The following is a 24,604-nucleotide window of genomic DNA, read 5'->3' on the forward strand; positions in this document are numbered from 1 at the left end:
AAACATGACCTTCAACGCCTTGCCTGTTGTGGCTCGGCGTTTTGTCTGCTTCAGGCCGTTCGGCCCTGGATATTTTACCTTTTTTTCACCTGCTGCCAGCTAAGGTGCCAGCTGTTGACATTTTTACGCCCTTGCTCAGGGCGGTGTTCTGAGGTGAATATGTCCCGTTTAAAGGCGTGCTTGGGCCCGTTCTGGCCTTTTTTCTGTTTTATCCTGCTTAACCTGGCGCTGCTCAGCGCCAGTCGCCTGGGGATGGCTCTGTGGCAGGCCGAGCGGGTAACTCATGCCCAGGGCTGGTGGCCGGTGCTGTTGCAGGGCGTGAGGGTGGATCTGTCGACCTTGTGCTGGTTGTTTGGCGTACCGGCCATGCTGACCGTACTGTTGGCCGGGCATGGTACCCTGGGCCGGGTCTGGTGGTGGCTGATCCGGCTCTGGCTGACCGCAGGCAGCGCTTTTTTGCTGTTGATGGAACTGAGTTCCCCGGCCTTTATCGATACCTATGATCTACGCCCCAACCGGCTGTTTGTGGAATATCTTATCTACCCGAGGGAAGTGTTCGGCATGCTGCTGCAAGGTCATTTGCTGGCACTGGGTATGGTGGGCCTGCTGTTGCCGCTGGCAGGCTGGGGGCTATGGCGGTTATCCGCCCGGGTCTGCCGGGGCATAAGTATACCTCGCTGGTATTGGCGACCACTGCTGGCGGTGCTGATCCTGGCGCTGGGTTTTGCCGGTGCCCGCTCAAGCCTGGGACACCGGGGGTTGAATCCGGCCATGGTGGCCTTTTCATCGGATCCGCTGGTCAATGCCCTGGTGCTGAATTCCAGCTACTCCCTGGGCTTCGCGGTCAAGCAGCTGGGCAAGGAAGAAAATGCCGCCGCCTTTTATGGCGCCATGGCGGAGCAGGAGATCATCGAGACCCTGCGTCTGGCCCAGGGCCGTCCGGTCGCCGATTATGTCTCCGACGAACTGCCGACGCTCACGGTCAACCGGGCCAGCTACCGGGGCAGGCCCAAAAACCTGGTGATCATCCTGGAGGAAAGTCTTGGCGCGCAATTTGTTGGTGCCCTGGGCGGCAAACCCCTGACCCCCAACCTGGATCGGCTGGCGCAAGAGGGATGGATGTTCGAGCAACTCTATGCCACCGGCACCCGTTCAGTGCGGGGCATAGAGGCGGTGATCACCGGCTTCACCCCCACCCCGGCCCGGGCCGTGGTCAAGCTGGACAAAAGCCAGACCGGCTTTTTCACCATCGCCCGATTGTTGAAAAACAAGGGCTATCGCACCGGGTTTATTTACGGCGGCGAGAGCCACTTCGACAACATGGCCAGTTTCTTCCTGGGTAACGGTTTTGAGCACATCATCGATCAGGACGACTACCGCGACCCGGCCTTTACCGGCTCCTGGGGGGTGAGTGATGAAGATCTGTTGAGCAGGGCGCATCAGGAGTTTCAGCGGCAGCACGCATCGGGCCAGCCCTTCTTCAGTCTGGTGTTCAGCTCCAGCAACCATGATCCCTTCGAATTTCCCGATGGTCGCATCGAACTGTATGATCATCCCAAGAACACCCGCAATAACGCCGCCAAATACGCCGACTATACCCTGGGTAAGTTTTTCAGCCAGGCGAGGGCGGCAGATTACTGGCAGGATACGGTGTTTCTGGTGGTGGCGGATCATGACTCCCGGGTCTATGGCGCCGAACTGGTGCCGGTCGAGCATTTCCGTATTCCCGGTGTGATCCTGGGCGAAGGCATCACGGCCCAACGGGATACGCGGCTGGTCAGCCAGATAGATTTGGCACCCACCCTGTTGTCGCTGATCGGCATCGACAGCGAAAATCCGATGCTGGGCAGGGACCTGACCCAGGTGGGCGACGATTATCAAGGGCGGGCCCTGATGCAATATGACAAGAACTTCGCCTTGCTGAAGGGAGATCAGCTGGTGGTACTGCAGCCCGAGCGGCCGGCCCAGGGCTTTCGCTATGATGTCCGGAGCCATGGCCTGACGGCGAATGAGCCGACGGCGGCCATGGTGCAGGAAACCCGGGGCTACGCCCTGTGGGGCAGCCTGGCCTATAATCGGGGTCTTCACCGCCTCAGAGAGGCGAGTGAGTCTCTGGCCCTTAACAACGACGAGTGACAGCAACAGCGATGAAACCACAAAATACGGGACTGGTGAGGATTTTACGAGCCGGGGGTTATTCCTGGCAGGGTATCAAGAGTGCCTTCCGGCATGAGGCGGCGTTTCGCCAGGAGTGCCTGCTGGTATTGCTGCTGCTGCCCGTCGCGCTGTTCTGGCAGGTGACGGCGGTTGAAACAATTATCCTGATCGGCAGCCTGCTGCTGGTGCTGATCGTGGAGCTGCTCAATTCCGCGGTGGAGGCGGTGGTCGATCGCATCGGTGCCGAGCACCATGAGCTGGCCGGCCGGGCCAAGGATATGGGCTCGGCGGCGGTGTTGCTTTCTTTGCTGTTGATGGTGCTGGCCTGGGGGATTATTTTGCTCGACTATGTTTCCCGATCCCATACTCCCTGAGCTTGTTGGCGATGGCGGTATGGGAAATATTGAGCCGTCTGGCCAGCTGGCGGCTGGAAGGGTGCTGGGGATAGAGCCGCTCCAGCAGCATGCGCTCAAAGCCCTTCACCGCCTTTTCGAGCGAGCCGTCGCAGAGGGCGTCCAGCTCCGGCAGGCCGGCCTGTTCGGGGAGCGCCAGATGGATCAGGGTGAGCTCGTCTCCCTCCAGCAGACTGATGGCGCGGTACAGGCTATTCTTCAGCTGGCGTACATTGCCCGGCCAGGGGTAATGGCACAGGTAATCGGTCAGTTCCCTGGCCAGCCGGGGACGGGGACGTTCCAGCTCGGCGGCGAACTGACCGCAAAAATGCAGGCTCAGGGGTAAAATATCCTTCTGCCGTTCCCGCAGCGGCGGGAGGCGCAGGTTCAGCACATTCAGCCGGTAAAACAGATCCTGGCGGAACAGCCCCTGTTGCACCAGGGCCGCCAGATCCTGTTGGCTGGTGCAAATCACCCGGATGTCCACCTTGACTTCCTGCTCGTCGCCAAGGCGGCGGAACACCCCATCCTGCAGCACCCGCAAAAACTTGAGCTGCAACAGTGGTGACAGCTCGCCTATTTCGTCCAGCACCAGGGTACCGCCGTTGGCCTGTTCCAGCACCCCGCGCTTGCCGTCCTTGTTATGGCCAAAGGCACCGGGCCCATAGCCGAACAGCTCATTTTCGGCGGCCTCGTCGGGAATGGCGGCGCAGTTGAGCAAGATAAAGGGGCCTTCACCGCGTAGGCTGGCGGCGTGGCAGGCTCGGGCCAGCTGCTCCTTGCCGGTACCGGTTTCCCCCTGGATCAGCAAGGGAGCATCCAGGGTGGCGAGCCGGCGGGCTTCCTTGAGCAGCAGGGCCATGGTCGGGCTCTGTTTGATAAAGCCGTCGAAATGCGGACTTTCCTTGCTGCGCATGACCTTGAAGTGCTGGCCAACCCGGTGGGCCGACTTGAACACCACCACGGCGCCGGCCAGGCTCTGCTCACCGCTTTCGTCGGCAACCCAGATAGGCAGAAAGTCGGCCAGGTGGGGTTCACCGGCCATCACCACTTTTTCGCTGAGCGGCTTGGGGTCGGCCTGCTCCAGCCAACGGGTGACATGCACCCCCTTCAACTTGGGTCCCAGGGGCTGGTGCTGCAGGCTTGCCTGGTTCTCCGCCAGCAGGCTGCAGGCCGCATCGTTGGCCAGGGTAATGCGGCCCAGGGTATCCACCGCTACCACCGCATCGGGCAGGGCGGTGAGCAATGCCATGATGGCGTTGTGTTCCCGCTCCGAGGGCATGCAGGGAATGGTCTTGACGTCATGCACCCCGGGAATGCGGCGGATGGCCGGCATCAGGTGCTGCAGGGTGGCAAAATCGAGGGTGGGAAAGTTAAGGTAGATGATGCCGCTGATGTCGATTTCTATACCGCGCAGGTCTATCTGGTGCTCCAGCAGAATATCGAGCAGCTCCCGGGTCAGGCCCAGGCGATCTTCACAATTTACCTTTAAACGCATCTATCCCGCCTCGATATGCAAAGTGTAAATAATACCTTACAGTAGGCGCGGATTCGAGCCTGTCGTCACTAAGCGTTTGCAGAAAGCGATAAAGTCATACATCCTAATCACAAATTGTTTAAATAGCGCCTTTGGGTTAATGCTTGTCAGTTAAGCGTCAAACGGGATTAATTAGCTTCCCGCCGACACGCCGTAAACCGATCCTTGGGGGCTCTGCTGTGTCATCCCTGGCGCCGAAGGTCGGCTTGAAAGCCAATCAATCCCGTTAACTGAGCGGCATTACGCCTTTGGGTGCAATTTGAGTCACCAACGCCCATAAAATATAAAGAGTGAATATCAGAAAACCATGAACGAGCCGAGCTTCAGAACAGTCAAGTCTTCTCAAGTTATCCTGAAAGAGCTGATGGTGCCTTCCTACGCCAACTTCGGTGGCAAGGTGCACGGTGGCGTGATCCTGTCACTGATGGATAAAATTGCCTACACCTGCGCCGCATCCCACGCCAAGGCTTATTGCGTGACCGCCTCGGTCGATTCGGTGGACTTTGTCAACCCGGTGGAAGTAGGCGAGTTGCTGACCCTGTACGCCTCGGTCAACTATGTGGGCACCAGCTCGATGGAAGTGGGCATCAAGGTCGTGTCGGAAGACTTTAAGAACGGCATCGTCAAGCATACCAATACCTCCTATTTCACCATGGTGGCGGTAGACGAAATTACCCGCAAACCCGTGCCGGTTCCCGGGCTGATCCTCGAAGATGACCAGGAAATCAAGCGTTTTGCCGTCGGCAAGCTGCGTAAGCAACTGAACCGTAATCATCGCCGGGAAATGAGCGAAGCCAGGCAGGCGATCGATTTTGCCCAGGAAATACGCATGCTCAAGGGCGAGAACTGCCAGATCGTCCGTAGCTGAGTCCCCCTAAATCTGCTTCCCGGTTCCCGTGCAACCGCATGGGAACCGCTTTCCACCTTTCTCTTGCATCCTCCGGCTGATATAGCGACTCCCGTCGGCGGAGCTCCATCCATTTGAAGTCCGCTTGCACCTGTGCAAGAGAATCCCTTGTGTCTAAACATGGCATTAATATAGTTAATGATCTTATTTAAAGTATTCATTTTTGTTATGTGATGGCCGGGATTAGCATCAGGGTCATGCGTTAATCCGGAAGACGGTTTCAACCGGACGCATTGATTCAGTCTCAACAAGGAAGGAGTGTTACGATGCAAATGCCACAGACCCTGACCATTCCCAATGGCGACAAAGTACAAGGCATGTTTTCCAAAGCAGAGATGGCGTCACGCCAGTCCAAATTGCGCAGCTACATGGCCGCCAACGACGTGGACGCTGTGCTCTTTACTTCTTACCATAACATCAACTATTTCAGTGACTTCGTCTACTGTCGCTTCGGTCGGGACTATGGCCTGGCGGTGACCCAGGACATCCATACCACCATCACCGCCAACATCGACGGTGGCCAGCCCTACCGCCGCAACGCCCTGGGCGACAACCTGGTGTATACCGACTGGCAGAAAGACAACTTCTTCCGCGGTGTGCAGCAGCTTATCGGCGGGGCCCGCCGCGTGGGTGTGGAGTTCGACCACCTGAGCCTGCAAAACCTGGACAAGCTGAAGGCGGCGTTGCCGGATGCCGAGTTCGTCGATATCGGCGTGCCCACCATGAAGATGCGCATGATCAAGTCGGCGGAAGAAATCCAGCTTATCAAGCAGGGTGCCCGGGTGGCCGATGTGGGTGGCGCCGCCATCCGTGACGCCATCGCCGTCGGCGTACCCGAGTACGAAGTGGCGCTGGCCGGCACCCAGGCCATGGTGCGCGAGATTGCCCGTACCTTCCCCCATGGCGAACTGATGGACACCTGGGTCTGGTTCCAGTCCGGCATCAATACCGACGGTGCCCACAACCCGGTGACCAGCCGCAGGATCGAGGCCGGCGATATCCTCAGCCTGAACACCTTCCCGATGATCGGCGGTTACTACACCGCCCTGGAGCGCACCCTGTTCAGCGAGCATGTCTCCGACCGTCACCTGGCGCTGTGGGAAATCAACTGCAAGGTGCACCGTCGCGGCCTGGAGCTGATCAAGGCCGGCAACCGCTGCAGTGACATCGCCGCCGAACTGAACGAGATCTTCGCCCAGCACGACGTGCTGCAATACCGCACCTTCGGCTACGGCCACTCCTTCGGCACCCTCAGCCACTACTACGGCCGCGAGGCCGGCCTGGAGCTGCGCGAGGATATCGACACCGTACTGGAGCCGGGCATGGTGGTGTCCATGGAGCCGATGCTGATGCTGCCGGAAGGCCTGCCCGGCGCCGGCGGCTACCGCGAGCACGACATCCTGGTGATCAGCGACAGTGGGGTCGAGAACATCACCCGCTTCCCCTTCGGTCCCGAGTACAACATCATCAAAGGATAATCCTCCTCAAGCCCGCCGTGACGCGGGCTTTTTAACAGAACGGCACAGAGGTGCCGACGCAATTAGACGGAACATTAATTGCCGCACTGCTTTCGGCGAAGCCGACCCGGTTAAGCAGCTGCACTCAAGGAACAACAGGCCAGTCTTTATAGGGACTGCTCCAAGAGGTAGAAGTCATGTTATTTGAATCATGGACCATGGAATGGTTTAGCTATCTGAACGCCGCCATTATCGGCTGGGCCGTACTCGTTTATTGCTATCGCGAATTCGTGAAGAGGGATGCGGACTGTTGAATACAGATACCGGTGCGCTTGCCACGTCATAACAAGGACAGAGACAAGGATTACATAATGGAAAATTATGAATGGTTAAACTGGACCCTGTTGCTGGGGTCGTTCGGAATATTGATCCTGATCGGCTATCTATCCAGCCGGGTGATCAAGGACAGCGATGCCGCCGGCTTCCTGGTGGCCGGCCGCAGCCTGGGTCCCTTTGTCGGGGCGGGCACTATAGTGGCCACCGGCTTCAGCGGCTGGGGTTTTATGGGCTCTCCCGGCGTGGCCTATGAATTCGGTTCCATTGAAGTGCTGGGCAACTTCTTCTTCGCCCCGGCGATGGTGATCGCCGTACTCTATTTTGCCAACTTCCTGCGCAAGCGGGCGGACGAGCTGGGCAGCTGCACCATTCCCGAATATGTGGCCCAGGTGCATGGCGAAGGCCTGATGGCGCGCTGGGTCAAGGGCGTGGCCGCGGTCATTACCATAGTGTTGCTGCTGGTGTTCCTGACCAGCCAGATCAAGGCGGTCGGCCTGCTGGGCGCATCCTGGCTGGGCATTTCCCTGAATGACAGTGCCCTGTTGATGATTTCCGTGATCATCCTCTATACCATGCTGGGCGGACTGGCGGCGGTGGCCTGGACCGATACCCTGATGGTGTCCGGCATGGGCATCGGCGCCCTGGTGATGATGGTGCAGATCTTTACCGATATCAGCCCGCTGGAACTGATTGACCGGCTCAACGCCATCGATCCCGAGCTGCTCAACCCCACCACCTCGGCTCCCTATGGCGAAAGCAAGGGGTCCGTGTTCCTGGTGCTGCCCTATGCCTTCCTGTTTACCGCGGTACTGCCCTATATGGCGGTGCGTTTCCTGGCCTTCAAACCGACGGTCAAGATGCATCAGGTGGCGATCTGGGTCGCCCCCATGGGCTGTCTGTTGAGCCTGGTGCCGATCGTGGGCATGTATGTGCGTGTTGCCCATCCCGAGCTGGCGCAGGCGGATCAGGCGATGCCTGCGTATCTGTCGACCTTCCTGCATCCCGCCCTGGCCGGGGTGATCACCCTGTTTATCCTGTTCGCCATGAAGTCGACCGCCAACTCCCTGTTGCACACGGTATCGAGCGCCGCTTCTCATGACTTGAGGACGGCGCTGTTCCCCGACAGCAAGGCGTCCAACAGCCGGATCCTGTGGATCAACCGTAGCTGGGTGGCCATCCTGGGCCTGGTCGGCTTCCTGATGATGCTCTATGCGCCGCCCTTTATGCTGTCCTGGCTGGGTATCCTGGGCTCAGGCACCCTGCTGGCGGTGATGATTGGCCCGGTGTTTATCTCTTCCTTCTGGCGTGGCAACAGCTACGGCGCCCTGGCGGCCATGCTGACCGGCCTGGTGACCAGCGGCAGCTTCCTGCTGTTCACCCAGGTCGGCTGGGTCGAAGGTCCGCTGTATGGCTGCCTGGCATCCTCGGTAGTTTATGTGGCCGTCAGCAAGCTGACCGCATCTTCCACCGCTACCCAGCCGGTGGGAAGATACCGGCTCAACTGAATAAGCCATCGGTGTCATGGTCTTCAGCCCGGTTTATCCGGGCTTTTTTATGCCTGAGCGGTGGGCAGCCAGCATTCCACCCGGGTGCCGGAGGGGTCCGTAAATACCTCGATGCGCGCCTGGTGCGCCTCCATCACCGCCTTGACCAGGGCCAGCCCCAGGCCGTGGCCCGGACTCTGCCGGCTGAGATCGCCCCGATACAAGCGCTCGAAGATATGCGGCAAGTCCTGCTCGGCAATGCCGCAGCCCGAGTCCTGCAGCCGGATCCGGCAACCGCCGTCTTCCGCCATGGCACTGAGCACAACCCGGCCACCGGGGGCGGTGTATTTGATGGCGTTATCCAGCAGGTTGGCAAAGGCCTGACGCAGGCCCTGCGCGTCGGCGTTCAGGCACAGCTGCGGGTGGATGTCGGTCACCAGTCGTATGTCCTTGTCCTCGGCGGCCAGCTCATAGAGGTCGGCTACCTCATGCAGGATAGGGCTCAGTTCGCAGGGCCGCTTGCGGTTGGCATCCAGGCCCTGCTCGGCGGCGGTAATGGCCAGCAGATAATCGATCAGCTCGCCCATGCGCTGGTTTTCCTCGGCGCAGTCGAGCAGGCTCTCCCGCCACTGTTCGGGAGTGTCCTGGGCCAGGGCCTGCTCTATGCTCAGCCGCTGACGGGTCAAAGGGGTGCGCAGATCGTGGGCGGCACTGTCGAGGGCATGGCGCAGGCTGGATACCAGCTGGTGAATGCGGCCCATCTGCCGGTTGAACAGCAGGGTCAGCTGGCCCAGCTCGCTGCGCGGTGACGCGGTCAGAGGCACGGGCTGATCCAGGCCGTCCTGCAGCAGCCGCTCGACGCGGCGGATCAGGCCGCGCAGCGGGCGCAGGATGCGATGGTTAAGCAGGGCGACCAGCACCAGGCTGATCAGCAGCATGGATACCATCAGGGTGAGCATGGTCTGCCGGTAACGGGCCAGGTCTTGCTGGCGGGCGTCCGCGGCCAGGGCCACCTGCAGCCGGTGGCCGTCCAGGGTCAGGGTTCGGCTCCAGCTGCCGTCGTCGAGCAGGCCGCCGGCCGGGGGCGATTCGGCCGGCGCCGTCCCGGACTGGAACCGGGTTTTGCCGTCCATGCCGGTCAGGCGCACCCGGTAGTGGCTGAGCTGCAGAAAATCGCGATCCCGGTCGAGTACATGACCCAGCTTGTCGATGCCCGCATCCCGGCTGATGCGGGCATAGTTGTCGACCAGGGTGTCGACCAGCGCCCGGTCCTTTTCCAGCAGGCGCTTGCCCAGCATATGGTCGCCGGCCAGCAGCAGGCCGCCGGTGACCAGGGTCATCAGTAGCAGATACCAGATGGTCAGCACCCGGCCGGTGGCCGGACGGCGTTTACTGAACACGAAGGACATAGCCGATACCTCGCAGGGTGTGCAGCAGTTTGGGGTCGTGATCCCTGTCAATCTTGTTGCGCAACCGGCAGATCAGTACATCCACCACATTGGTCTGGGGGTCGAAGCGAAAGTCCCAGACCTGCTCCAGGATCTGGGTACGGGACACCACCCGTCCCTGATTGCGCAGCAACAGCTCCAGCAACACATATTCCCGGGGTTGCAGGCCGAGCTTCTGCCCGGCCCGCCAGGCCTGCTTGCGTGCCGGATCCAGACGCAGATCGGCGAGACGCAGCTCGGACTCGGACATGCTGGTCCGGCTGCGGCGCAGCAGCACCTCGACCCGGGCCAGCAATTCGCTGAAGGCGAACGGCTTGGTCAGGTAGTCGTCGCCACCCAGGCGCAGCCCCTGCACCCGGTCGTCCACCGAACGTCGGGCGCTCAGCAGCAGGATCGGCATGGCTACTCCCTGGCCGCGCCATTGGCGAACCAGGCTCAGACCGTCCCGGCCCGGCAGCATGATATCGACGATGGCAAGGTCGAAATCCTGATCCAGTACCTGATCTTCGGCCTCTTCGGCGCGCTGGCAATGGACCACGGCGAACCCCTGCTCCCTGAGTCCCCGACTCACGAAGGCGGCGATCTTGGGGTCGTCTTCCACCAGTAATAAATTCATGAATACTCCGTGCATGGGCCGGCTCGGCGGTGACATTGTATCAAGGGGGAAGGAGTCCGGGCGCAACCTTTCCATCTTGTAATCTTATGGCAAGGTGGAAGCAAGGTTTGGCACCTATAGTTATCGGCATTCGAGCAACAGCGGTTTATCCACTCAGGAGATGACGATGATGAAGAAATATCTGGCTACCCTCATTTTGACCGGCGCGACCATGACTGCCCAGGCGCAAACGGTAGATACCCCGGTATTGACCACAGACACTGCCCTGAAACTGGTCGGCGAAGGTCTGGCCCAGTGCGCCAAGGACGGTTACCGGGTGAGTGTGGCCGTGGTCGATCGTGCGGGCGGGCTCAAGGCCTTTGCCCGCCATGAGCAGGCCGGTCCGCACACGGTGGAGAGTGCCCGCAAGAAGGCCTTTACCTCCGCCTCCATGGGCGTGGTCACCGCCGATCTGGCCAATAATATTGCCGACAAGCCGGCCCTGTTTGGCCTGCGTGAAATGCACCCGGACATGCTGATCCTGGGTGGCGGCATGCCGATCAAGGTCGCCGATCAGCTGGTGGGCGGCATCGGCATCGGTGGCGCACCGGGCGGCCACCTGGATCAGGCCTGTGCCGAAGCCGCCCTGGCCGCCGTGCTGAAGTAATACCGGCGTGAACCCGCCCGGCAAGGGCCGGGTTCTGCCTACAACTTGTTCAATCCGGCCTTTAAATAATCCAGCAGCCTGCGCGAAGCGGGGGTGAGTTCGGCCCCGTTGTAGCAGAATCCCACCGAGGCGCTGCCCAGGCTGGGACAGCCGTTGTATTCCATCGAGGCTTCCAGCCCTTCGGGCACCGTACTCTTGGCCAGGGCGCTGATACCGAGGCCGGCCTTGATCGCCGCCTGGATCCCGAGCAGGCTGGCGGTGCTGTAGACGATACGCCAGGGGATGTTGGCGTCAGTCAGGGCGCGGATAATCGACTTGCGATACAGGCAACCCTTGGGATAGAGGATCAGCGGCAGGGGGGCATCCGGCGCCAGCACCAGGTTGCTGCTGCGTACCCACACCAGGGGCTCCAGGATAAAGTCGCTCAGCTGGCTGTTTTCCTGATTACTGTCTTCAATCGCCATCACCAGATCGTATTCCCCTTTTTTGTAATCATGCAGCAGGTTGACGCTGATGTCGCTGCTCACATCCAGGGTGACATTAGGGTAGGCCTGGGCAAAACGGCCCAGGGTGGTGGCCAGGAAAGACACCTCAAAATCATTGGGGATCCCCAGTCGCACCGCGCCACTGACCTTGGGCGAGTCCAGTCGGGATACCACGGTATCGTTTAGATCCAGCATCTTCTGGGCATAGCTCATCAGCAGCTGGCCTTCCTCGGTCAGTTGCAGGCCGCCGGTACGGTTAAACAGGCGCACATTGAGCAGTTCTTCCAGGCGCTTGACCTGCAGGCTGATGGCGGGCTGGGAGCGGCCGAGCAGCTCGCCGGCCTGGGTAAAGCCGCCCAGCTGATTGATGGTGACAAAGGTACGCAACAGATCCGTCGGCAGGTTTTTCATCCAGTAACCCCATCTTTATTTATTTTATTAATGATTACATTGTCCATATTAATTTAACAAATATAAAGCCTTGCCTTACGCTTCTTTGACATCGATGGGATTGTTACATGGGATCGCTCAGGCTTAGCGGCGTCATCCCGCTTCGCTGCCAGCCAAGAGGAACAGGTGACCGCATGCCAAAGCATTCAAAAAATCCGCAAGTTCACCTGGCCGGTGATGCCGGCTCCAAGCCGGATTGGTGGGACGCCCTGATCGGTGTCGTGCCCGGCGTCACCGCGTGGCGGCCACTGCTGCTGGACAGGATACAGGCCAGCGATGCCTTGTTCGCGGCGCCTGCGGCCGGCCCGAGCCTGAACAACATCATTTCTGACAGAGGCACTACCCCGCGTCGTCCCGACACCCCCCCTGCGACCTTCGGGATCCGGGCCGGGCGCGATACGGGCAACTTGTTCGAACCGGCGCGTGTTACTCCCATACATGCCTGGCATGCCAGACAGGGCGCCGAGTTTGAGGAGCTGGGGCCGTGGCGGCGCCCCTGGTTTTATCCCAAGCCGGGCGAGAACCTGCATCAGGCGGTCGACCGGGAATGCCTGGCGACCCGCCATGGCGTGGGGATCATGGATACCTCGCCCTTGGGCAAGCTCGACATCCGGGGCGCGGACGCCCGGGAATTTCTCAGGCGCATCCATACCCATGGCTGGACCAAGCTGGGCGTGGGCAAGTGCCGCTACGGCCTGATGTGCGAGGAAGACGGCACTGTCTTCGCCGATGGCCTGCTCGCCTGCCTCGGCGACGACCACTTCATCATGACCACCAGCGGCGGGGCGGAAGGCGTGCTGCAGTGGCTGGCGCTGTGGCACCAGACCGAATGGCCGGAGCTGGAGCTGTACATGAGCGGTGTGACCGAGCGGTGGGCGGCCATGACCGTCTCGGGTCCCAACAGCCGTAAGGTGCTGGAAAAGGTCTGTGAGGGCGTGGATCTGTCCGGCGAGGCGTTTGCCTTCATGGACTGGCGGCCGGCGACGGTGGCCGGGGTGGCGGCGCGCATCTTCCGCTTCTCTTTTACCGGTGAGCTGAGCTTCGAAGTCCAGGTGCAGGCCAGTTATGGCTTGCATGTGTGGGAAGCGCTGATGGACGCGGGGGCCGGGCTCAATATCACCCCTTGCGGCACCGAGGCCATGCAGGTGCTGCGGGCCGAGAAGGGCACTGTCATCGTCGGCCAGGACAGGGACGGCTTTGTGACCCCGGACGACACTGTGATGGCTCGGTCGAGCGACAGAGGCTCCCGGTCGCGCTCCGCGCCCAAGCAGCTGATCGGCCTTAGGGCTAAGGATCCCCGGGTGCTGATCCCGGAAGGGGCGCGGATAGCGCTGGATCCCGAGCCTGCCAGCCCGGCGCAGATGGCCGGCCTGGTGTCGGCGAGCCATTACAGCGCCTGCCTGGGCCAGGCGATTGCCCTGGGCCTGGTGAAAGGCGGTTCAAGGCGCCTGGGTCAGACGGTGTATTGCCTGCCGGGCAACGGCCGCGTGCTGGAGGCGGAGATCACCAGCCCCATTTTCTATGATCCCAAAGGAGAGCGCCTGCATCGCTAAGGTCACCACCAGGCCTGCCGAGTCCGTAAGCCGGCGGTGCCGGGCAGCCGACATGACGGGATGACTACTATCGGCATCCGCCGTCTCCCGGTCATTGCTATGCTGAAGGTACATGATGGAAAGCCTGCCCCGGTAACGGTGATGCCGGAAGCGGGCCAGGGGCCGGGTAGCGGTATGGCGAAATTGAAGGGCTGGTTACTGGGAGTGCTGCTGTTTGCGGGCCCGAGCCTGCCCCTGTCCGTGGCTCAAGCGCAGGATACCTATCTGGCAACGATCGCCGGTGACGGGGTGCAGCGTGTGCGCATCGAGGGGGGGAATTATTTATTCAACCCGGAGCACATCGTCGTGAAAGTCGGTGTGCCGGTGGAGCTTATTGTCAGCAAGGAGCCGGGTCTGGTGCCTCACAGCCTGATTATCTGGTCGCCTCGGGCGGGCATAGATGTCGATGTGGCCCTGGATGAAAGGGAAAAAACCGTGAGCTTTACTCCGCGGGCCTTGGGCAGGATCACCTTCTATTGTCGCGAAAAGCTGTTGTTTTTTGCCAGCCATAAGGAAAAAGGCATGGTCGGGACGCTGGAGGTGGTGGAGTAACCATGTTGACAGAGCTGTTACTGGTGATGACCCTGGGGGTGGTGGATGCCGATCCAGTGGCCGAGGCGCGGGTGCGCTTCGAGCGGCTGTCATCCTACCGGCTGACGCTGCGCAGCCTGGGCCCGCGTGACATGCAGGTCATGCGTTATGGCTATCGCAAGCCCGGTTTCGTACGCATGGATCTTATCTCGCCGTTCAAGGGCGCCGTGCTTATCTACAGTCCGCTTAGCCGCCGGGTTCGCTTGTGGCCGTTTGGCTCACCCCATCGTCATCCCGGTTTTTCCCTCAGCCCGGATAATCGCCTGGTGCGCAGTGCCAAGGGGCACAGGGTCGATCAGTCCGACGTCGGTACCCTGCTGGCCAACCTGCAGGCGTTGCAACGGCAGGGAGAAACCGGGCTGCTGGGAGAAACGTCCATCGGCGAGAAAAGTGCCCTGCACCTGATTGTCGATGGCATGGGGCGGGCGACGGTGGGCGAGGTGGCCCGCTATGAAGTCTGGCTGGACAGCGGCAGCCTGTTTCCGCTCAAGGTGGTCAGCTTTGGCCGGCAGGGGCAGGAAATCGAGACTGTCCTGCTGGAGAATATCGAACTTGATCCCCGGTTACCCGATGATTTTTTTACTCCCTGAGTCTGGCGGTCAGGAAAGGCGGCGTTGATGGCGACATTCAGTATGGTGAGCATCTGGCAGATAGCCGCCCCCATCGAGGAGGTATACAGGGTGATCCGGCATTCCTCACACTGGCCGGCCTGGTGGCGGGGACTGGAGCGGGTTGAGCAATTGAACCCGGGTGACGATAACGGTATCGGCAGGGTATACAGATACCACTGGAAAAGCCGGTTGGGTTACCGTCTCTGCTTTGATATACGAGTGGTCCGTCATCGGTCACCCCGGCTGATAGAAGGGATCGCCAGCGGTGACCTGCAGGGGACGGGGCGCTGGCAGTTATCCGAGTTGGGTGAGACCACCCAGGTTCGCTACGAGTGGCGGGTGCGCACCACCCGGCTGTGGATGAACCTGACGGCACCCATCGCCCGGCCGATATTTGTATGGAGTCATAATGCGGTTATGGCCGACGGCGCCATGGGTCTGGCGCAACGGCTCAATGCGCGGTTAATCGGTATGGCGCATGATGAATAGCCGCCTCATTAGATCGCTCGAGGTCAGATACAGGGGTTGGGCCGTTCCAGGTGGATGGCCTCGATGGCCTGCAGCAGTTCGTCGCTCAGCTCCAGGCTGATACTTTCGAGATTTTCCTGCAACTGCGCCAGGCTGGTGGCGCCGATCAGGTTGCTGCTGACAAAAGGCCGGCTGTTGACAAATGCCTGGGCCAGCTGGGCCGGGCTGAGGCCATGCTCCCGGGCCAGAGCCGAATAACGTGAGCTGGCCGCCCGGGCCCGGGGGTCCAGATAGCGGGCAAAGCGGCTGTACAGGGTCAGCCGGGCGTGAGCGGGCAACGGGTCGTGATCATATTTTCCGGTGAGCAGGCCGAAGGCCAACGGCGAATAGGCCAGCAGGCCCACCCGCTCGCGCAGGCTGAATTCGGACAGGCCGATCTCGAAGGTACGGTTGAGCAGGTTGTAGGGATTCTGGATGCTGACCGGGCGGGGCAGGCCATGGCGTCCGGCCTGCAACAGGTACTGATGCATACCCCAGGGGGTCTCGTTTGATAGCCCGAAGTGACGGATTTTTCCGCTTTGTTGCAACGCCTGCAGTGCCTCCAGGGTTTCTTCGATAGGCACGGTCTGCTCGTCCGCCAGGGTCTGAAAGCCCAGCTGGCCGAAGGTATTGGTGGTGCGATCGGGCCAGTGCAGCTGATACAGATCGATGTAATCGGTGTTCAGCCGGCGCAGGCTGCCTTCTATCGCCTGGAACAGGTTCCGCCTGTCCAGTTTGGCCTGGCCGTCACGGAAATAGGAAGGGCGCCGGGGGGTCCTTGATGGCCCCACCACCTTGGTGGCCAGTACCAGTTGATCCCGTTTACCGGAAGCGCTCAGCCAGTTGCCTATCATCTGCTCGGTCGCACCCTGGGTGTCTCGGCTTGGCGGTATCGGGTACATCTCTGCGGTATCGATCAGGTTGACGCCGTAGTCGAGCGCCATATCCAGCTGGGCATGGGCGTCCCTTTCGTTGTTCTGCTCTCCCCAGGTCATGGTCCCCAGGCCTATCAGGCTGACCTTGATGTCGGTGGTACCCAGTTGTTGGTATTTCATCGGCATATGTCCCTCATCGTCGGTGAGCGTATTGTGTGCGTGTGGATCGGGTGGCGGTCCCGCGTCAGGCCACTTCGATACGGTCGCGCCCCTCGCGCTTGGCCCGCAGCAACGCCTTGTCTGCCCTGTCTATGGTCTGGGTGTATTCCTCCTGGCCCCGGTAGGGGGTCAGGCCGATACTGGCGGTGATATTCAGTGTCTGGCCGGTCTGCGCCAATTTGACACCGGCCAGGGCCTTCTGCACCCGTGCACAGATATCCCTGGCTTCTGTCAGGCCGGTGTGGGGCAGCAGTATCATAAATTCCTCGCCTCCCCAGCGGGCCCCGAGATCATAGTTTCTCAAGTTGCTGTTGATGGCATCGGCGATGGAACATAACACCCTATCGCCCAGTTCATGGCCATAGGTATCATTGATTTGCTTGAAATAGTCCACGTCCAGCATCGCAAGGGTAAAGTCGGTGTGCCGACGCCTGGCCCTTTCCTGCTCTTCTTCTATGCGTTCGATCATCATTCGCCGGTTGGCCAGGCCGGTCAGGGGATCCCGCAGGGCGGCACGCCTGAGTTGTTCATTCCATTCGAGCAGTGATTGTTGGTAGCGATCCGAGATCCGGCTGATTTTTTCGAGGCGGCGTATCTGTTGATTGCTGTGCTTAAGCAGAGAGTCGGTCTCGGCCCGGGCCAGGGCATAATAGCCGTCGGAGATGCGCAGCAGGCGGTTAAGGCGTTTCTTGTGCTCCCGATCGCGCCGGCAGAGCAGTTGCAGGGCCGGCAGCAGGGGATTATTGCTGTTGGCCGGATCCACGATCAGGGTTTCGAGCCAGGCGTCTTGTCCGGCATCGTCTTCGGGTATGGGTTGGTGATTACTCATCGACGCTGCTGATGGTAAAAGGGAAAGTTAAATCTTCCCTGAACTCTTCCGCCAGTTCAACCACCCGTTCATTTTCCGGATCGTAATACCAGTGGACGGCGACCTCTCTTCCCTGCCGGTGGGCGTCTTCGAGCATATCGAAGATATCCATCATCGCCTTGACGCTGCTGGTGTTCATATAGATCAGGTACAGCTCCAGCACCAGGGGGTGGGTGGTTTCGACTAGGTATTGGGCTACCCAGTCGATCAGCCCATGAAAAAACTCGAACGAGTTTTCCGGGTAGGCGTCCCCCCGCATGGAAATCACCCCGGTATCGGCATTGCAGAGGATCTGGGGTGTTGAGCGGCTACCTTCGATATTGAGAGAGTTCATGGTCATGGCTAAATTCCGTTGTACTTTCATATGACGGCCAGCAGGCTGAAAAAGGCTTTGTCGTCTCCGGTTTCAATCAGTTTGGAGACCAGGGGTTGAGAGGTCTTGCGGGCGACATCCAGCAGACCCAGTCCGGCGCCGCTGTGTTGGTCAGCGTCCCTGGGGCGGCGCAGCTGGGCCTTGTAGGCGGCCTTCAATTCGGCCTTGTCCATGGTGGCCATGGTGGTCACTCTGTCGCACAGTGCCTGGCCATCGGCACGCTCCACCAGGTTGCCGGCAAGCACCTGGTAACGATTGTCTTGATCCTTGGCGACCACCACGGTGGCGGCGCTCTCTATTTCACTGTAGCCCCGGCTTTGGGCGTAGTGGCGGATATTCTGGGTCAGTTCGATATAGACGCCGAATACGTCCATGGCCGCCGACGGCTTGGCCTGGTCTTCATGCAGGTAATTTTTCAGGGCATTGCCTATTTCTTCAATCAGACTGCGGGAGATGGCGCCGTTGAAACAGAGCAATATCTGGTTTTGGTTAAATTGTTCTCGTAACGAGAGAAGATCAATATGATGCATGACATGGTTCCAGGGTGTGTCCCGTGATTGTTCATGATTTCGTCGCCGTCCCAACAGGACGCGATCAAGGCAGCAGGTGCACCGCATAGTGGGCCTATGGGTAAGCGCATCCTGCGCTCATACCGCCCTGAAGGCGAGCAGGGTAATGTCGTCCCGTTGGGGGTAAGCGCCGCTGTATTCATCCAGTGCCTGTTTCAGTGCTTCCGCCTGCTCCGCCAGTGGCTTGGCGGCATGGGCCTGCAGTAATTGGCGGAAGCGGCTGTTGCCCAGGCCAAAGCCTTTGTCGCCGCCGGCCTGGTCCAGGTATCCGTCTGTGGTCAGGTAATAGATGCGCTCGGGTCTGAGTTCGAGGCTGATGTCCTGATAGTCGCCACTCTGCCGGCCCACCAGGGACCTGCGGTTGCCCTTGATTTCCTCCACCCGCCGGCCATCGCTCCAGTAGAGGGACATCCTGGCTCCGGCGAACACCAGCCGTTGTTGTCCGGGGGCCACGAAGGCCAGCGCCGCATCCATGGTGGTGGCCAGGCCCCGTGGCAGCTCGCAGTCCTGCAGCATGCCTCGCAGGGTGAGATCCGCCTGTTTCAGCACGGCCGCTGGTGACTGGATACCGGTTTGGGAGATGGCATGCTCCAGGGCTGCCCGGGCCAGCATGGTCATCAGGGCGCCGGGCACACCGTGGCCCGCACAGTCCACCAGGCCCAGCAGGAAACGGTCTGCTTCGCGCTGGAACAGGTAAAAATCACCGCCCACCACGTCCCTGGGGCGCCACATGACAAAGTGCTGTTCCCCCAGCACCTGGGTCAGTTGGCGATCGGGCAGTATGGCCCGCTGCAGCAGGCTGGCATAATCGATGGAATCATTGATTTGCCGATGGCTTTTTTCCAGTTCCCGGGTACGGGCGATGACCTTCTCCTCCAGCTCGGTCCTGTGCCGCTTTACCTTCTCGGCCATCACCCCGAAGGCTTGGCTGAGATCACCGATTTCATCCTTGGAGGGTGGCGGCAGGCTGACATCGGAGCGACCTTCGGCGATGGCCGACGCCGAGCCCTGTAGTCGCCGCAGCGGATTCAGCAACAGTCTTTCCACCGCATAGACCAGGGCAAACAGCAGCAGCGCCAGCATCAGCACCAGGGTGAACAGCGCCTTGTGCAGCCAGGGGTGCTCCAGGATGTGGGCGACAGCCACATCCACGGCGGTGACCACATGCCACCGCAGTTCGGGAATATAGGCCAGCGCCAGCAGCTGGCGCTGGCTGTTGAGGGTGACCCACTCCAGCACTACCTGATCGGGGGACTGTTCGGCGCGCACCAGGGCCTGGCGCAGGCGGCTTTGGTCTTGTTGCTGATCAACCATGGCGAACAGATGACGCCCCCGCAGATCGGCTCCCGTGGTGGCCCCGAAGGCGATGGTGCTGGCATCGGGATGGGCCTGTATGGCACCTTGTATATCGATAATCATCGGCGTTACCCCCGGTTCCTCGGTACGGATGAACTGCTCGATAAAGTTACTCAGGTCCATGCCGGTACCGGCCATTCCCAGCGGTTGCTCACCGTCTTTGATCAGCACATTAATCCACACCCGGGTCAGCCCGAGCCGGGTATCCTGGTTGACGTTGATGTTGTAAGGGGCGTTGCCGGCCATGGAGTTGAAAAACCAGCCGTCGTCCTCCTTGGCCGGATCCAGCCGGTAGCGGGGGGCCGTGCTGAAGGCCTGGCCGGGATCGTTGAAGTAATACTGGTTCGAGCGGGCGCTGATAATAAAGTAGGAATGGCTGCGAAAATCATCGGCATAGCCCCGGGCCTCTTCGAAGAAGACGGCGGATTTCTCGGGGTTGGTTTCATCCCGCAGCCAGTGCCGGGTGACCACGGCGCCGGCCAGCCGCCGTGCCAGGGCCAGCTCTCGGGACACGGGGGCCAGTATCTGCTGGCGGCTGAGCCGGGTGAAGTTGCGGGCATAGGCCTTGCCGAAATGGTCCTGCACGGCACCGAGTACCTGCCAGCCGATCAGACCCGAGGGGATCAGGGCCACCAGGCAGGCAATCAACAGGGCCATGATGGATTTTGCCCTGAGACCCAGTCCCCACGTCGCCATTCTTGAAGTTCCTTATCTTATGATGTTCGGCATAGATGTTCATTGTATGGGTGCCATATGCACCCGGAAGCGGCTAATTTATCCTTTAGCCTTATAAATTGCACTGTTATTTTCAGGACTGATGGCAGGGTGAAGGATTCCGGTGCAGGTGCCTGGTCGGAACACAAGCGGTTGTACGAGGGCGGCAGCGTGAATCGTAAGCAAGACGCTGGGGTTATCGAGAGTGAGGGCCGGCGTCGGGGAGCGGCATTGAAGACGAACATCTCCAGGGCAGTAGGGCGCCGGTCCGTATAATTACCAGATTCACCTGCGGTGGATAGCGCAGCATACCCGAGAGCCGGGTCTCAACCCCGAACTGTTGGTCGCGGCTGGCAACATTTTCGCCCGCTATTGAAAATGGTCGATCCTTCTCAGGAAAACAACTCGCCACCGAAGCGGGTGCGGATACAGTCGAGCAGGAAGTCCTTGCCCAGGCTTTTCGAGTCGCGCAGCCAGATGCAGCAGGAGGTGTAGCGGGTATCCACCTCGGCCAGCGGCACGAAGCGGACCTTCTTCATGCCGGACCATTCCAGCGACTGCGGCACCAGCGAAATGCCCATGCCGAAGGAAGTCAGCGCGACCACCGTCTGCCAGTGGGACGCCTCGTGCTTGACGCTGAATTCGACATTCTTGGAGCGAAAGATATTACGAAAGTGCTGGTAGTAATGTGGTGCCAGCGTGCTGTTGAGCATGATAAGCGGTTCATGCTCGATATCGTGCAGGTGGATGATCTTGCGCTTTGAGAGCGGGTGGTCGGCGGGCAGGCAGCAGACGAACTCGTCGACGCCGACCGGCAGTGAGTCGACTTCCGGCGGCAGCGGGATGGAGTTGATAAAGCCGATATCGATGCGGCCGCGACAGACCGATTCTACCTGGTCGAGGGAAAACTGCTCGAACAGCTGGATGCCGACGCCGGGATAGAGATCCTTGAACTCCGTCAGCAGCGGCGGCAGGCCGCGGTAGATCATCGCCGGGGTGGAGCCGATGCGAACCACTTCGTACTCCGATTCGGCGGCACGCCGGATCATCTGCTGGGCATCGTCGAGCTGGCCGAGCATCAGCCGCGCCTGGCGCTGGAACAGCTTGCCGGCTCGGGTGAGGGCGACATGCTTGCTGTCCCGCTCCAGCAGCTGCACCCCAAGCGCCTCTTCGAGTTGCCGCAGGCTGTTGCTCAGCGGCGGCTGGGAAATGTGCAGGCGATGGGCGGCATTGCCGAAATGCAGCTCTTCGGACAGCACCAAAAAATAGCGCAATTGCCTCAACGTTAACGCCATAACGACCTCTGTGATGGTGGGATTCTGTTACGGGGTTCGGAGAGTATATCAATCATTCAGAAAAGTGTATCGTTGGCCATTTATATAGTATTGGGCGCTACCTCCGGGCTTCTATAACATTAAAACAACAAAGCCATAACGAACGGAGGTAATCATGTCCTTTGACATTCATCGCAATATACCCGACAGCCGGGGCCATAATGCCTATGCGACGGATCCGGAGTTCGCCCGCCTGCTGCGGCTCTACGCCAGTGATGAGCTAGTCGAGCATGTCGAGCCGCGCCTGAGCGAACTCGGCGCCCTGGTCGGCGATGAGCTCGAACAATTGGCCCTGACCGCCGACAAGAATCCGCCAACTCTCAGGCTGCGAGCGCGTAACGCCAGCGAATTACAGCAGATCGACAAGCATCCGGCTTACCGCCGGCTGGAGCAGTATGCTCTCTCCGAGTTCGGCCTGGCGGCGATGTCGCATCGGTCCGGCGTTTTCGGCTGGCACGACCGGTTGCCGCCAATCGTCAAGTATGGTCTGACCTATCTTTTCGTTCAGGCCGAATTCGGCCTGATGTGCCCGGTCAGTATGACCGACTCCCTGACCCGGACATTGCGCAAGTTCGGTACACCGGAGCTGGTCGAGCGATTCATCGGCCCGCTGACCTCCCTGGACTTTGACGACCTTTACCAGGGCGCCATGTTCATGACCGAGCAGGACGCCGGCTCCGACACAGGTGCCACCACCACAGAGGCGCGGCTCGAGAACGGAGTCTGGCGACTCTATGGCGACAAGTGGTTCTGCTCCAACCCGGACGCGGAGCTGGCGATGGTGCTGGCACGCCCGGCTGGTGCCGAAGCGGGCATCCGTGGCCTGACGCTGTTCCTGTTGCCGCGCCGGCTGGCCGACGGCAGCCTCAACCATTACCGCATCATCCGTCTTAAGGACAAACTCGGTACCCGCTCGATGGCCAGCGGCGAGATCCTGCTCGAAGGGGCCGAGGCCTATGTCGTCGGCGAGCAAGGCAAGGGCTTCAAGCACATGGCCGACATGATCAATTCGTCCAGGCTTTCCAATGGTGTGCGCTCTTCCGGCCTGATGCGCCGTTCGCTGAACGAGGCGCTGTTTATCGCCCGCCATCGCAGCGCCTTCGGCAAGCGCCTGATCGAGCTGCCTCTGATGCAGCGCCAGTTGATCAAGATGATGGTCAGCGCCGAGCAGGGCCGTAGCATGGTGTTCCATACCGCGGACTGCCTGAAGCGTGCCGACGGTGGTGATACCGATGCCGCCAAGCTGATGCGCATCCTGACCCCACTGATTAAGTTCCGCACCACCCGCGACGCCCGCAAGGTAGCCGGCGATGGCATGGAAGTGCGTGGTGGCTGTGGTTATATCGAGGAGTGGTCCGACGCCCGGGTGCTGCGCGACGCCCATCTGGGGTCGATCTGGGAGGGAACCAGCAATATTGTCGCGCTTGATGTGTTCCGTGCCATCCGCCGCGAAGGCACGCTGCCGGTGCTACAACGCTACCTGCACGCGCTGCTCGACGAGGCTGCGTTGCCCGAACACAGCAGCCTGCTGCTCACCTCCCTGGTCGACCGGGTTGCCGGGCGCGCGCTCGGGCAGGCGGACGTTGACGCCGACGACAGTGATGTGCGTCAGATTGCCGGAACGCTCTACAACATCACTTCGACAGTGTTCCTGGCCTGGGAAGCCTCGAAGATGGGCGGCAACTGGCGGCGGCTGGCCCTGGCCCACCTGGTGATCGGCCACAAGCTGCTGCCGCGCGACCCGCTCGGCTCGAGCCGGCCGGCCGATGCGGCACTGGTCCAGGCACTGCTCGACGAGCAAAGCCTGGGGTTGGAGCAGGCGCTCGAACTCTGTCCCTCCGCTCAACCGCAGGCCGAGGAGGTGCTCTCATGAGTAGCGCACTGGACGGACTCCGCGTCATCGATCTGAGCCGGGTGCTCGGCGGTCCTTATTGTGCCCAGTTGCTGGGTGACCATGGCGCCGATGTGATCAAGATAGAACCGCCGGCCGGCGACGAAACCCGTGGCTGGGGACCTCCCTTCATCAATGGTTCTGCTGCCTACTACCAGGGGTTGAACCGCAGCAAGCGTGGACTCGCGTTGGATTTACGCCACGAAGAGGGACGGGAAGTGCTGTTGAAGTTGTTGGCAGACGCCGATGTGCTGGTGGAAAATTTCAAAGCCGGCACGCTGGAAAAATGGGGCATCGGCTATGAACGCTTGCACCGGTTGTTCCCCCGGCTGATCCATTGCCGGATCAGCGGCTTCGGTGCCGATGGCCCGCTCGGCGGCCTGCCCGGCTACGATGCGGTGGCCCAGGCAATGGGGGGACTGATGAGTGTTAACGGTGAAAAGGGTGGCGATCCGCTGCGGGTCGGCCTGCCGCTGGTCGATATGGTGACCGGACTCAACGCGGTTGCCGGCATCACCCTGGCATTACACGAGCGTACTCGCAGTGGCGAAGGGCAATTCGTCGAGGCGGCATTATTCGACTCGGCGCTGGCGCTGATGCATCCGCATTTTCCCAATGTGTTCGCCGGTGGGGCCGAGCCGCAGCGTATGGGCAATGCCCATCCGAATATCGCCCCCTATGATGCCTATGCCACGGCGACCCAGAATATCTTCCTGGCGGTGGGCAATAACGCCCAGTTCGCTAAGTTGTGCACCGTGCTGGAAAGTCCGGAGATCCTTGAAGACCCACGTTTTCAGGATAACGGTAGCCGACTGGCACATAGTGCCGAGCTGCGCATCGCACTTGAGACAGCATTGAGCCGGCATGGCGGTAGCGAGATCGCCGAGCGACTGATCCGTGCCGGTGTGCCCTGCGGACCGGTGCTGGGGGCAAATGAGGTGCTGCGCCACCCCCATACGGCTCATCGTGGCATGCTGGTCGAGATCGGGGCATACAAGGGGACCGGCACGCCGGTCAAACTGGGGCGCACTCCAGCCAGTTACCGTCGGGTGCCACCGGCTTTCGCTGAACATTCAACAGAGATCCTCGCCGAGCTGGGCCTGAACGAAAACCAGATACGGGCGCTACGCGAAAGCGGTGTCGCACCGGATTCGCTCTGACAACAAAAAGCCATCAATAACAACGAGAG

The 24,604-nt window shown here is 60.6% G+C and carries 22 protein-coding genes; 12 read left to right on the forward strand and 10 right to left on the reverse strand.

Going from position 1 to position 24,604, the window contains the following annotated elements:
- Window positions 1-159 precede the first annotated feature (159 nt).
- Both ABD806_RS01250 and ABD806_RS01255 read left to right on the forward strand, forming a co-directional pair.
- Window positions 160-2,136, forward strand: coding sequence for an LTA synthase family protein (locus ABD806_RS01250; RefSeq protein ID WP_344953901.1), 1,977 nt, complete (start codon window positions 160-162; stop codon window positions 2,134-2,136).
- A gap of 11 nt (window positions 2,137-2,147) precedes the next feature.
- Window positions 2,148-2,531 carry a diacylglycerol kinase gene (locus ABD806_RS01255; protein WP_344953904.1) on the forward strand — a complete coding sequence of 128 codons (384 nt, stop codon included), beginning with the start codon at window positions 2,148-2,150 and terminating at the stop codon, window positions 2,529-2,531.
- On the opposite strand, the gene tyrR is transcribed toward ABD806_RS01255, so the two are convergent.
- Window positions 2,491-4,047 carry a transcriptional regulator TyrR gene (gene tyrR / locus ABD806_RS01260; protein ID WP_344953907.1) on the reverse strand — a complete coding sequence of 519 codons (1,557 nt, stop codon included), beginning with the start codon at window positions 4,045-4,047 and terminating at the stop codon, window positions 2,491-2,493. The two genes, ABD806_RS01255 and tyrR, sit on opposite strands and share 41 nt — an antisense overlap.
- 346 nt (window positions 4,048-4,393) lie before the next feature.
- Between tyrR and ABD806_RS01265 the strand changes: the two genes are divergently transcribed.
- From ABD806_RS01265 to ABD806_RS01275, 3 genes are all read left to right on the forward strand, one after another.
- Window positions 4,394-4,954: an acyl-CoA thioesterase gene (locus ABD806_RS01265; protein WP_344953910.1), complete on the forward strand. Its 561-nt coding sequence runs from the start codon at window positions 4,394-4,396 to the stop codon at window positions 4,952-4,954.
- A 305-nt stretch (window positions 4,955-5,259) separates the two neighbouring features.
- Window positions 5,260-6,471 carry a M24 family metallopeptidase gene (locus ABD806_RS01270; protein WP_344953912.1) on the forward strand — a complete coding sequence of 404 codons (1,212 nt, stop codon included), beginning with the start codon at window positions 5,260-5,262 and terminating at the stop codon, window positions 6,469-6,471.
- Window positions 6,472-6,821: 350 nt separating this feature from the next.
- Complete coding sequence (locus ABD806_RS01275; protein WP_344953914.1) at window positions 6,822-8,291, forward strand: sodium:solute symporter family protein; 1,470 nt, start codon at window positions 6,822-6,824, stop codon at window positions 8,289-8,291.
- Between the two features lie 47 nt (window positions 8,292-8,338).
- Here the strand turns inward: ABD806_RS01275 and ABD806_RS01280 are convergent, their stop codons facing one another.
- Both ABD806_RS01280 and ABD806_RS01285 read right to left on the reverse strand, forming a co-directional pair.
- Window positions 8,339-9,679 carry a sensor histidine kinase gene (locus ABD806_RS01280; protein ID WP_344953917.1) on the reverse strand — a complete coding sequence of 447 codons (1,341 nt, stop codon included), beginning with the start codon at window positions 9,677-9,679 and terminating at the stop codon, window positions 8,339-8,341.
- Window positions 9,660-10,334 carry a winged helix-turn-helix domain-containing protein gene (locus ABD806_RS01285; protein ID WP_344953920.1) on the reverse strand — a complete coding sequence of 225 codons (675 nt, stop codon included), beginning with the start codon at window positions 10,332-10,334 and terminating at the stop codon, window positions 9,660-9,662. The genes ABD806_RS01280 and ABD806_RS01285 overlap by 20 nt, the downstream gene beginning before the upstream one ends.
- 166 nt (window positions 10,335-10,500) lie before the next feature.
- Between ABD806_RS01285 and ABD806_RS01290 the strand changes: the two genes are divergently transcribed.
- A complete protein-coding gene (locus ABD806_RS01290; RefSeq protein WP_344953923.1) occupies window positions 10,501-10,980 on the forward strand; it encodes a GlcG/HbpS family heme-binding protein in 480 nt (159 codons plus the stop codon).
- A 38-nt stretch (window positions 10,981-11,018) separates the two neighbouring features.
- On the opposite strand, the gene ABD806_RS01295 is transcribed toward ABD806_RS01290, so the two are convergent.
- Window positions 11,019-11,876 (reverse strand): LysR substrate-binding domain-containing protein, encoded by an 858-nt coding sequence (locus ABD806_RS01295; protein ID WP_344953925.1) that lies wholly within the window; start codon window positions 11,874-11,876, stop codon window positions 11,019-11,021.
- 173 nt (window positions 11,877-12,049) lie between these two features.
- Here ABD806_RS01295 and ABD806_RS01300 point away from each other — a divergent pair, with 173 nt between their 5' ends.
- The 4 genes from ABD806_RS01300 (at window position 12,050) to ABD806_RS01315 (ending at window position 15,198) form a co-directional block, all read left to right on the forward strand.
- On the forward strand, window positions 12,050-13,468 hold the full coding sequence (locus tag ABD806_RS01300) for a glycine cleavage T C-terminal barrel domain-containing protein (protein ID WP_344953928.1): 1,419 nt from the start codon (window positions 12,050-12,052) through the stop codon (window positions 13,466-13,468).
- A 99-nt stretch (window positions 13,469-13,567) separates the two neighbouring features.
- A complete protein-coding gene (locus tag ABD806_RS01305) occupies window positions 13,568-14,059 on the forward strand; it encodes a cupredoxin domain-containing protein (protein ID WP_344953931.1) in 492 nt (163 codons plus the stop codon).
- Between the two features lie 2 nt (window positions 14,060-14,061).
- Window positions 14,062-14,688 (forward strand): LolA family protein, encoded by a 627-nt coding sequence (locus ABD806_RS01310; protein ID WP_344953934.1) that lies wholly within the window; start codon window positions 14,062-14,064, stop codon window positions 14,686-14,688.
- 27 nt (window positions 14,689-14,715) lie between these two features.
- Window positions 14,716-15,198: an SRPBCC family protein gene (locus ABD806_RS01315; RefSeq protein WP_344953937.1), complete on the forward strand. Its 483-nt coding sequence runs from the start codon at window positions 14,716-14,718 to the stop codon at window positions 15,196-15,198.
- A 23-nt stretch (window positions 15,199-15,221) separates the two neighbouring features.
- On the opposite strand, the gene ABD806_RS01320 is transcribed toward ABD806_RS01315, so the two are convergent.
- From ABD806_RS01320 to ABD806_RS01345, 6 genes are all read right to left on the reverse strand, one after another.
- Window positions 15,222-16,271 carry an NADP(H)-dependent aldo-keto reductase gene (locus tag ABD806_RS01320; protein WP_344953939.1) on the reverse strand — a complete coding sequence of 350 codons (1,050 nt, stop codon included), beginning with the start codon at window positions 16,269-16,271 and terminating at the stop codon, window positions 15,222-15,224.
- Between the two features lie 64 nt (window positions 16,272-16,335).
- Window positions 16,336-17,139 carry a biofilm regulation diguanylate cyclase SiaD gene (gene siaD / locus ABD806_RS01325; protein ID WP_344953943.1) on the reverse strand — a complete coding sequence of 268 codons (804 nt, stop codon included), beginning with the start codon at window positions 17,137-17,139 and terminating at the stop codon, window positions 16,336-16,338.
- On the reverse strand, window positions 17,132-17,518 hold the full coding sequence (siaC, locus tag ABD806_RS01330) for a biofilm regulation phosphoprotein SiaC (RefSeq protein WP_344953946.1): 387 nt from the start codon (window positions 17,516-17,518) through the stop codon (window positions 17,132-17,134). Before siaC ends, siaD begins: the two co-directional genes overlap by 8 nt.
- 20 nt (window positions 17,519-17,538) lie before the next feature.
- Window positions 17,539-18,081, reverse strand: coding sequence for a biofilm regulation protein kinase SiaB (gene siaB / locus ABD806_RS01335; protein WP_344953949.1), 543 nt, complete (start codon window positions 18,079-18,081; stop codon window positions 17,539-17,541).
- A gap of 117 nt (window positions 18,082-18,198) precedes the next feature.
- Window positions 18,199-20,172 carry a biofilm regulation protein phosphatase SiaA gene (gene siaA / locus ABD806_RS01340; RefSeq protein ID WP_344953952.1) on the reverse strand — a complete coding sequence of 658 codons (1,974 nt, stop codon included), beginning with the start codon at window positions 20,170-20,172 and terminating at the stop codon, window positions 18,199-18,201.
- 410 nt (window positions 20,173-20,582) lie between these two features.
- Entirely contained in the window at window positions 20,583-21,485 is a 903-nt protein-coding gene (locus tag ABD806_RS01345; protein WP_344953955.1) for a LysR family transcriptional regulator, read from the reverse strand.
- A 154-nt stretch (window positions 21,486-21,639) separates the two neighbouring features.
- Between ABD806_RS01345 and ABD806_RS01350 the strand changes: the two genes are divergently transcribed.
- Together ABD806_RS01350 and ABD806_RS01355 are read left to right on the forward strand one after the other, a co-directional pair.
- Window positions 21,640-23,397, forward strand: a complete 1,758-nt coding sequence (locus ABD806_RS01350; RefSeq protein WP_344953958.1) for an acyl-CoA dehydrogenase family protein — start codon at window positions 21,640-21,642, stop codon at window positions 23,395-23,397.
- Window positions 23,394-24,575: a CaiB/BaiF CoA transferase family protein gene (locus tag ABD806_RS01355; RefSeq protein WP_344953960.1), complete on the forward strand. Its 1,182-nt coding sequence runs from the start codon at window positions 23,394-23,396 to the stop codon at window positions 24,573-24,575. Before ABD806_RS01350 ends, ABD806_RS01355 begins: the two co-directional genes overlap by 4 nt.
- Window positions 24,576-24,604 lie beyond the last annotated feature (29 nt).

This window comes from Zobellella aerophila (genome assembly GCF_039539325.1).
Lineage (GTDB): Bacteria > Pseudomonadota > Gammaproteobacteria > Enterobacterales > Aeromonadaceae > Oceanimonas > Oceanimonas aerophila.

What these genes read in the sequence shown, in the direction of transcription:
- ABD806_RS01305 (WP_344953931.1), top strand. Translation starts at nt 13,568, where the DNA reads ATGCTGAAGGTACATGATGGAAAGCCTGCCCCGGTAACGGTGATGCCG.
- ABD806_RS01285 (WP_344953920.1), bottom strand. Translation starts at nt 10,334, where the DNA reads ATGAATTTATTACTGGTGGAAGACGACCCCAAGATCGCCGCCTTCGTG.
- siaC (WP_344953946.1), bottom strand. Translation starts at nt 17,518, where the DNA reads ATGACCATGAACTCTCTCAATATCGAAGGTAGCCGCTCAACACCCCAG.
- ABD806_RS01290 (WP_344953923.1), top strand. Translation starts at nt 10,501, where the DNA reads ATGATGAAGAAATATCTGGCTACCCTCATTTTGACCGGCGCGACCATG.
- tyrR (WP_344953907.1), bottom strand. Translation starts at nt 4,047, where the DNA reads ATGCGTTTAAAGGTAAATTGTGAAGATCGCCTGGGCCTGACCCGGGAG.
- ABD806_RS01350 (WP_344953958.1), top strand. Translation starts at nt 21,640, where the DNA reads ATGTCCTTTGACATTCATCGCAATATACCCGACAGCCGGGGCCATAAT.
- ABD806_RS01270 (WP_344953912.1), top strand. Translation starts at nt 5,260, where the DNA reads ATGCAAATGCCACAGACCCTGACCATTCCCAATGGCGACAAAGTACAA.
- ABD806_RS01320 (WP_344953939.1), bottom strand. Translation starts at nt 16,271, where the DNA reads ATGAAATACCAACAACTGGGTACCACCGACATCAAGGTCAGCCTGATA.
- ABD806_RS01280 (WP_344953917.1), bottom strand. Translation starts at nt 9,679, where the DNA reads ATGTCCTTCGTGTTCAGTAAACGCCGTCCGGCCACCGGCCGGGTGCTG.
- ABD806_RS01310 (WP_344953934.1), top strand. Translation starts at nt 14,062, where the DNA reads ATGTTGACAGAGCTGTTACTGGTGATGACCCTGGGGGTGGTGGATGCC.
- ABD806_RS01255 (WP_344953904.1), top strand. Translation starts at nt 2,148, where the DNA reads ATGAAACCACAAAATACGGGACTGGTGAGGATTTTACGAGCCGGGGGT.
- siaB (WP_344953949.1), bottom strand. Translation starts at nt 18,081, where the DNA reads ATGCATCATATTGATCTTCTCTCGTTACGAGAACAATTTAACCAAAAC.
- ABD806_RS01300 (WP_344953928.1), top strand. Translation starts at nt 12,050, where the DNA reads ATGCCAAAGCATTCAAAAAATCCGCAAGTTCACCTGGCCGGTGATGCC.
- ABD806_RS01295 (WP_344953925.1), bottom strand. Translation starts at nt 11,876, where the DNA reads ATGAAAAACCTGCCGACGGATCTGTTGCGTACCTTTGTCACCATCAAT.
- ABD806_RS01275 (WP_344953914.1), top strand. Translation starts at nt 6,822, where the DNA reads ATGGAAAATTATGAATGGTTAAACTGGACCCTGTTGCTGGGGTCGTTC.
- ABD806_RS01265 (WP_344953910.1), top strand. Translation starts at nt 4,394, where the DNA reads ATGAACGAGCCGAGCTTCAGAACAGTCAAGTCTTCTCAAGTTATCCTG.
- siaA (WP_344953952.1), bottom strand. Translation starts at nt 20,172, where the DNA reads ATGGCGACGTGGGGACTGGGTCTCAGGGCAAAATCCATCATGGCCCTG.
- siaD (WP_344953943.1), bottom strand. Translation starts at nt 17,139, where the DNA reads ATGAGTAATCACCAACCCATACCCGAAGACGATGCCGGACAAGACGCC.
- ABD806_RS01250 (WP_344953901.1), top strand. Translation starts at nt 160, where the DNA reads ATGTCCCGTTTAAAGGCGTGCTTGGGCCCGTTCTGGCCTTTTTTCTGT.
- ABD806_RS01315 (WP_344953937.1), top strand. Translation starts at nt 14,716, where the DNA reads ATGGCGACATTCAGTATGGTGAGCATCTGGCAGATAGCCGCCCCCATC.
- ABD806_RS01355 (WP_344953960.1), top strand. Translation starts at nt 23,394, where the DNA reads ATGAGTAGCGCACTGGACGGACTCCGCGTCATCGATCTGAGCCGGGTG.
- ABD806_RS01345 (WP_344953955.1), bottom strand. Translation starts at nt 21,485, where the DNA reads ATGGCGTTAACGTTGAGGCAATTGCGCTATTTTTTGGTGCTGTCCGAA.